General features: G+C 61.9%; 8 protein-coding genes and 1 pseudogene. 2 read left to right on the plus strand and 7 right to left on the minus strand.

Features of this window, described 5'->3' with window-relative positions:
• The 6 genes and pseudogenes from NW809_RS09315 to hisG form a co-directional block, all read right to left on the minus strand.
• Window positions 1-501 (minus strand): annotated as a pseudogene (locus NW809_RS09315) (polyamine ABC transporter substrate-binding protein); the annotation flags it as partial.
• Entirely contained in the window at window positions 473-931 is a 459-nt protein-coding gene (locus NW809_RS09320; RefSeq protein WP_049749742.1) for a Holliday junction resolvase RuvX, read from the minus strand. The pseudogene NW809_RS09315 and the gene NW809_RS09320, both read right to left, overlap by 29 nt.
• Window positions 928-2,307 (minus strand): DUF3084 domain-containing protein, encoded by a 1,380-nt coding sequence (locus NW809_RS09325; RefSeq protein ID WP_011430099.1) that lies wholly within the window; start codon window positions 2,305-2,307, stop codon window positions 928-930. The genes NW809_RS09320 and NW809_RS09325 overlap by 4 nt, the downstream gene beginning before the upstream one ends.
• Window positions 2,308-2,716: 409 nt before the next feature.
• Window positions 2,717-2,941 carry a hypothetical protein gene (locus NW809_RS09330; RefSeq protein WP_414401997.1) on the minus strand — a complete coding sequence of 75 codons (225 nt, stop codon included), beginning with the start codon at window positions 2,939-2,941 and terminating at the stop codon, window positions 2,717-2,719.
• A gap of 80 nt (window positions 2,942-3,021) precedes the next feature.
• Window positions 3,022-3,816 (minus strand): photosystem II manganese-stabilizing polypeptide, encoded by a 795-nt coding sequence (locus tag NW809_RS09335; RefSeq protein ID WP_011430097.1) that lies wholly within the window; start codon window positions 3,814-3,816, stop codon window positions 3,022-3,024.
• Window positions 3,817-4,015: 199 nt separating this feature from the next.
• Window positions 4,016-4,765: an ATP phosphoribosyltransferase gene (hisG, locus tag NW809_RS09340; RefSeq protein ID WP_011430096.1), complete on the minus strand. Its 750-nt coding sequence runs from the start codon at window positions 4,763-4,765 to the stop codon at window positions 4,016-4,018.
• Between the two features lie 262 nt (window positions 4,766-5,027).
• Here hisG and NW809_RS09345 point away from each other — a divergent pair, with 262 nt between their 5' ends.
• Both NW809_RS09345 and NW809_RS09350 read left to right on the plus strand, forming a co-directional pair.
• The gene (locus NW809_RS09345; RefSeq protein WP_011430095.1) at window positions 5,028-6,149 is read left to right on the plus strand and encodes a sugar phosphate nucleotidyltransferase; all 1,122 of its coding nucleotides are present in this window, start codon (window positions 5,028-5,030) and stop codon (window positions 6,147-6,149) included.
• Window positions 6,127-6,873, plus strand: coding sequence for a GvpL/GvpF family gas vesicle protein (locus NW809_RS09350; protein ID WP_041438253.1), 747 nt, complete (start codon window positions 6,127-6,129; stop codon window positions 6,871-6,873). The genes NW809_RS09345 and NW809_RS09350 overlap by 23 nt, the downstream gene beginning before the upstream one ends.
• Here the strand turns inward: NW809_RS09350 and NW809_RS09355 are convergent.
• A partial coding sequence (locus NW809_RS09355; protein WP_414401998.1) for a hypothetical protein occupies window positions 6,852-7,353 on the minus strand: 502 nt, incomplete at its 5' end. The genes NW809_RS09350 and NW809_RS09355 overlap by 22 nt on opposite strands.

The following is a 7,353-nucleotide window of genomic DNA, read 5'->3' on the forward strand; positions in this document are numbered from 1 at the left end:
GGGGTCGCTCACCCGGTCGCGGCGGTAGGCAATGGCCGTTACCCCCCAGCGCCAGGGCACGCCCCAGATCTGCCCCTCTCGCCGGGCAGCAGCCTGCCAGCGGCGATCCAAGTGCTGCCACCGTTCTCCCAAGAGGTCAGGTGGCAAGGGATCCAGCCAACCGGCAGCAATGGCCCGATCCAAGGCGTCAGCTCCCAACAGGCTCAGGGCCGCTGCTGGCGGCTGTCGCCGGAACCATCTCCCCGGCTCCCACCAGGCCGGCTCAGGCGGCTGGACGCTCTGCTGCAGGTAGGCCAGCAACTGGGCCCGCTCGTCCAACAGTTGCAGCCGAAAGCGAACCTGGGTGCGGCGGCGAAACTCGTTCACCAAGCTGGCCGGGATCCCCTGTTTAAGGGCGAGAATGAGGGGCAGAGAGCCCCTAGGCCCGCCACAGCCGGCCACCGCCAGCCCCAGCAGGAGCCCGTACAGAAATTCACGTCGGCTCAGCCCTTGCTTGCCCACGCCAGTACCGCTCCACCAGAATCAGGGCCACCAGATCATCGTAAGCCTTGTCCGGCACCCGCATCCCCTTGGGCAACAGCCGCTCCCATCCCCGCGGTGGGTAAAAATCCCAGTAGCGCCGCCGGGCTTCTTCTGAGCTGTGCCTCTCGTCCACCAGAACAATCTGTTGGGGTGGGAGGAGCGACTCCAGTTGCCGTTTCCAGCCTCGCGCCGTTGTCTGATTTCCCAGGATGAGCCGCTCCGCCCCAAACTGCTGCCAGAGGGCCTGCAACCTGGCCAAGGCCTCCCCGGCTGAGACCACCTCCCGATGCAAGACCTGCCACGCCGGCTGAACTTGCACCACGGCAAGGCCGCACTTGTCCCGCCCCGGGTCAAAACCCATCAGCACTCGCCCCTCTTCCAGCCCGCCCAGATGGAGTGGATCCCTCATCCCCCAATCTGCCCCGCCTGCTGAACGGGGGTGGTGCCCTGCTGGCCAGAGGCCTCCGCCATCAGGAAACTCACCCGCAGCGGCCCCGCCGTGTAGATGTCGGTGTCAGCAACCAGCTTCACATCCAGGGGGGTAGTGCTCTGGCGGAGATGCTGCACAACTTCCAAGAACTTCACCTGCGAGAATTCTCCGACAGTGCCGGTGATGGGATCCGAGAGGAGGCCTTCTGCCTGGGAGCGCTGATTGGCCTGGTTGAGGAGCTCCAGCAGCCGCTGTTGGATTTCGTTCTCGCTCAAGCCTGGCTGGATTACACCCTGCGCCAGCACGGATCCCCTGGCGAAGATGCGCTGGTTGGGGTAAATCTCCACCAGCACAGGCACAGGCTCTCCCTTAAGCCGATTGGTGAGGGAGAGGATGCGCACTGCCCAGCTACCAGGTTCCTTCAACTTTTCCAGAGCTTGGTCGGCCTCCTCGCGGCGGATGAGGATGGCGTTCTCCAGAGGGGGGATGGGCCGGGAGCCGAGGGCAAGGGCCCGCTGTTCTGCCTGGGCCAAAACTCGCTCAAACTGCCGCCGGACTGCCGCCGGGTCTGCCCCTGCTGGCGTTTGCACAACTCCTGTAGCCAGGACTTCTCCCGCCAGAATGGCCAGCTCTCCCCGCCGCAGCCGCACCGCTAACTGGTTGAGCTGCGCGATCTCCTGCTCAAGCTGCTTTTTTTGAGTTTCCAGTTGGCTCAGGGCCGTCTGCGCCGTATCCAGAGAGCGCTCCAGTTGATCCCGATCCAGTTGCAGAGCCTGCTTTTGCGACTCCAGATCGGCAATCATCTTTCGGGCCGCCTCCACCTCTGCCTTCACCGCCTCCAACTCCGCCTGGGCCCGCTCCAGGCCGGGCTGCACTTGGGCCAGTTGCTCGTTGGCTGCCGCCAGCTTCGCCTCCGCCTCTTGCCGCTCTTGTAGCGCCATAGCCAGTTGATCCCGGACTTCGCTCAGGCGTGTCTGGGCTGCCGATTGCTGACTGCGAAATTGGTCGAGATCCAGCTTGAGGCGGTCTCGCTCGGCTCTGAGAGTGGCATTCTCCGCTTCCAGCAGAGCTTTCTGGCGGTTGAGGGCCCGCAGCTCCTGCTCTGCCTGGGCAATTTGGTTGGTGTAGCTGAACAGGGCTTCCGAAAGAGAGCGGTTGAGGAGCAGCAGCGTGCCCAAGGTCAGCGCCGAGATGCTCACGCCGGTAATCACGGCTACCAAAACGGCCGTGTGGCGGGGACGCAGGTTAAACCAGGTGAGGCGCTTTTTGCCAATCCGATACCCGACCCGATCCCCGACAACGGCAATCAGGCCACTGACAAACAACATGTAAAGGATCAGCAGTACGCCTTGCATAGCCCGGGATCCCTGCCATGGAAATCTTAGCAAGGTTACCCTGAAGGTCTGGGAAGTTGAGGGCAGGCCGAGCCAGAGAAGTGCGGCCCCGCGTAAGCGGATGGGGTTGAAGGACTCCGTCCGGCTGACGCGAACAGTAGCCCTGAAGCATGCTCGCTTAGAGAGCAAGCAAGCCCCGAACCCCCCCGTATACGCGGGGCAGGGGGGCTGGTTTATAGAACGCCCCAAAAGGGCGGTAACCTTTGCACCGTTCAGGTCGGCGTCACCCCTCCAGCCGCAATGTCCACAAGAAAACCCTTCCTACAAGACTTGCCTGGCTCTGGGTGGATGCGCAGACACCTACCTGCCGCCGCTACCTGCTGCACATGAGCCCCTTGAGAAGGCTTCCACCTGCTCAGCTAACGTCCGTTTAGAAATATCGACGCCGCAATAGGAGTAGCCACGCCGAATCAGTCCCAATGCCCACCTCGAGAAAATAGGTCTCAGGAGTGGCTCCCCCTGTCGCCAGGATGGCATCGGCGATCTCTTCCTCTACAGCGGGGAAAAAGCTGCGGGTAGCATCGTAAAAGTCGGCAGCCCGATCAAAAAAACGCTGTGGGATCCTGCCATCGCCGCCCTCTTCCCCAACAGGCAAACCCAGACAGACAGAGTATCAACAGGAGTGAGCAGGGATCGACCGGATCCCTGCCCCCTCAAGCCCAAAATTTGCTCTCTTCAAGACTCCGGCGCCAGGCGGGCATAGAACAAGCCCTGGACACGGACGGTGCGGGGTTCCAGTGCCCCTTGCTCGGTGCTGGACTGCTGAATGCTAACGAAGGAGCCGCCCATCTCTCCCGTGCTGGGATCCACGCGGGCAATGCGCAGCGACAGTTTCCCCCGCGAAACCTCGTCCACCTTGCGGTTGGTGGCGAAGTCGTCCTTGGCCGCCTGTAGCCCTACGGCTGTGTCGTAGCCGGTGTTAGAGCCGCGCCCGCGCGCGTCGAGGAAGGTGCTGGTGTGGTAGCCGGGCACCAAGAACTCCCCTTCAAAGTCGGTCGAGGGGTCAATGGCGGAGCCCTGAGCTGTGGCCACCAAATCTTTCACGCTAAACAAAAATGGCACCAGCTCGCGGCGGGGCAACTGACCGGTGGTCGGCTGAAAGGTGATCCCGTCCACCACTTTGAGCTCCAACCCGCCGTCTTTGGGGGTGACCTCAGCCTTAATCGGCCCCAGCGTGGCTGCCGAGATCATGATGTTTTTGGCCTTGATAAACTCTTTTTCCCCGTTCCGTTTCTCTTCTTCCACCTCAATTTGCACCGGCTGGAAGCAGACGTCTGTCAACTTTAGGGATCCCCCCTTGGGCACCTCGATGCGGCCGCGGGCATCGTCCGAGACGGAAGGGCATATGGCCGCCTTGCCGGTGTTGCGGATCTGGTCGTAGGTTAAGGGGGCCTTGGCCGCCTCCGCCGGCAGGGCGAAGACGCTCAAACAGAGCGCCAACAGGATGGCGAGTAGTGGACGGTACCGCATAATCAACCTCGAAAAACCTGTTTTAATCTCAATGCTGCTGGGGAAAATAAGCCCGAATGCCCCTATTGTACGCAATAGTGATCCCCTCTTTGGCCGGGCTTGCAGAAGTTTCCTGGCCAGGCAGAGCTGTCGGGTAGCTGCGTTTTCCTACTTCTTGGATTGCCGACCCCTGCCCTTCTACAAAGACCTCGCGGCCCCCTCAAAGCGGGCCACTCGCCACCAGGGATCCCAGCCAGCGCTCCCGAATCTGGTTCACCAGCTCGCCGATGGGCTGTTGGTTGACGCGGTAGCTGGTGGGATGGGCGATCAAGCGGGCGGTGCTCTCGAAAAGGCAGTCCCGTTCCACCAGGCCGTTTTCCCTCAGGGTACGTCCGGTGGCCACCAAGTCCACAATCGCATCGGCCATGCCGGTGATGGGAGCCAGTTCGACTGAGCCGTAGAGGGAGATAATTTCCACCGGCAAATCCAACCGGTCAAAATACTCGCGGGCGCAGCCGACAAACTTGGAAGCCACGCGGGCATGGGGAGGCAACTGGGCCGCCGAGGTGTAGGGACTTTCTTGGCGAAGAGCCACCGACATGCGACAGTGGCCGAACTTCAGATCCAGCAGGTGGGCCACTCGCACCTCGCTGCCGGCATAGCGCTCCCGCAAGACGTCGTAGCCGACGATGCCCAGTTGGGCCTGGCCGTACTCCACATACACCGGCACGTCGTGGTTGCGCACCAGCAGCGCCTCGTAGCGTTGCCCGTTGAGCTGGGTGGGCGATTCAATCCGCAGCAGGCGGTTGCCGGGATCCAAAAAGCGACTGAAATCGATCCCCACCTGTTGCAAGCAGCGGATAGCGTCGGCCAGCAAGGCTCCCTTGGCCAGGGCAATGGTGATCGGCTGGCCGGCGGAACGGCAACCTGGGGTATCGGGATGCGGGGCGGGGCTGAGGCCGAAAGCCATCGACATAGAAGGATGTCCGGGATCCCTGCTCTTGCCAGGGCTAGATAGAGAGTAAAGCCTTGACAGCGGCAGAGCAGTTGCGGGCGTTGCTTCCCCTCGATTGTAGAGGATCGGCCTCTTGGCGGCGATTCCCCCCTCTATCCCCCCGTACACGGGGGGACTGGGGGGCCAGCCCAGAGCGAAAACCCTCTTCTGTTATCCAGACTGCCGATCCTGGGATGATAAAGTCAGGAGACGATAGACCCGGAGGAGAGAGGACGGCATGAAAGCCATGATCCTGGCAGCCGGCAAAGGGACGCGGGTACGGCCCATCACCTACATGATGCCCAAGCCGATGATCCCGATTTTGCACAAGCCGGTCATGGAGTTCTTGGTGGAGCTGCTGCGGGAACATGGGTTCGACCAAATCATGATCAACACCAGCCACCTCGCTCACCAGATCGAAGACTACTTTCGCGATGGCCAGCAGTGGGGAGTACACATCGGCTTTTCCTTCGAGGGCCACTTCGAGAACGGCCAGCCGGTGGCCGAACCCCTGGGATCCGCCGGTGGCATGCGCAAGATCCAGGATTTTTCCGGTTTTTTCGACAGCACCTTCGTGGTGCTCTGCGGCGATGCCCTGATCGACCTCAACCTGACCCAGGTGGTCAACTTTCACAAATCTAAGGGGGCATTGGCCACGGTGGTGTTGCGAGAGGTGGATCCCAGCCAAGTCTCCAGCTATGGCGTGGTGGTAACCGATGCGACGGGCCGGGTCACCGCCTTCCAAGAAAAACCCAGGCAGGAAGAGGCCCTCAGCAACACCATCAACACCGGCATCTACGTGTTCGAGCCAGAAGTCCTGGACTACATCCCCCCCGGCTGCCCCTATGACATCGGCAGCGATCTCTTCCCCGCCTTGGTGAAAGCCGGCGCCCCCTTCTACGGCCTCAAGGCCGACTTCCAGTGGGTGGACATTGGCCGTACCCCTGACTACTGGCTGGCGGTACAGAAGGTGCTGCGCGGCGAGATCAAGGGGGTCAAGGTGCCCGGGATCCAGATTCGGCCCGGCGTCTGGACGGGGATCAACATCCGCGCCAACTGGGATCGCATCCATATCGAGCCGCCGGTCTACATTGGGGCCAGCACTTACCTGGCAGACGGGGTGAAGCTCATCGGCCCCACAGCCATTGGCTACGGCTGTGTGTTGAACGAAGGGTGTACGCTGGATGGCAGCCTCATCTTCAACTACACCCAAATCGCTGCAGGAGTTACCCTGCGCCACCAGATGGTGATGGGTCGCTACTGTATTTCCTCCGATGGCAATGCCATCGACACGGAAGAGTCCAACCTCACCTGGTTGATCGGAGATGCTCGCAGCCATGCCAACGGCAAATCCCAATAGCACCCTCTATCTCTACGGGATCGTCGCTGCCCCCGGCCCGCGCCACCTGAATGTGGTGGGGCTGGACAAGCAGCCGGTGGGGATTCACGTGCTGGGATCTTTGGCCTTTCTCTATTCCCAGGCTCGCCAGGAGCGCTACTTGGCCAGCCGGGCCAATCTGCTGGCCCACGAAGCTGTCCTAGAAACCGTGATGAGCGAGGGATACCGCGCCCTGCTGCCGCTGCAATTTGGCCTGGTGGTGAGCGGCTGGGATCAGGTAGAGCAGGATTTGATCAAACCGCACCTGGCCGATCTGCTGGCCCTGCTGCAGCGCCTGGAGGGCAAACGGGAGGTGGGGGTAAAAGTCTTCTGGGATCCCCAGCAAGAGCTCCAATTGGGGCTAGAGGAAAACCCGGCCCTGAAAGCCCGGCGGGACGAGATGGCTGGCACCCCCTTGGGGCTAGATGCAGTAGTGGAAATTGGGCAGGCTCTGGAGCAAATGCTGGAGCAACGGCGCCAACACATTGCCCAAACCTTCACAGCCGCCCTCGGCTCTCTGGCCAGCGATCGCGTCGAGGGAGAGCTGCTTACGGAAAACATGGCCTACAACAGCTCGTTTCTCATCAACTGGGAAGATGAGCCGGCTTTTGCCCAAAAAGTGGAGGAGCTGGATCGAGCCTTTCAGGGACGGCTGCGCATTCGCTACAACAATTTCACCGCTCCCTACAATTTCGCCAAGCTTTGACCGGCCTGTACTCCCCCCCCTATATCCCCCCGTCTACGGAGGGACTGGGGGGCCAGCCGCTTGGGACAGGCAGCGCGGATGTGGGACTCGCTCAGGTCGGGCATGAGGGCCAGGGCCCGTTGGGGATCGATTTGCGCTTCGCACACCGCCTCCAGCACCTGCTCGGCCAGAAGGGAAAGGGGCATATCGGCGGTTTGCTCAGGATCGGTGTCCTCTCTAATTTGTCGAACTCCCACCGGCGGGGGAGGCAACACCGGCGGCGCCGCCTGCGGGGGCAAGGTGGTGGAGGTACCCACCTCCAACTGCGCTTCGGCCAGGGCCACACCGCGCCCTGCCACCAACAGGGATCCCAGCAACAGCGTCCCCCCCAACCTGCCTATTCCCTTGCTGAGCGGAGCACGCTTCCCCAGACCTTCTCCAAGGCTACCGCTAGCCAACCTTTTGCCCAGCGCTTCGCCGCTCATCTTACCCCTCCAAGAC

The sequence above is a fragment of the Synechococcus sp. WC101 genome, from assembly GCF_047461555.1.
Taxonomy (GTDB): domain Bacteria; phylum Cyanobacteriota; class Cyanobacteriia; order Thermostichales; family Thermostichaceae; genus Thermostichus.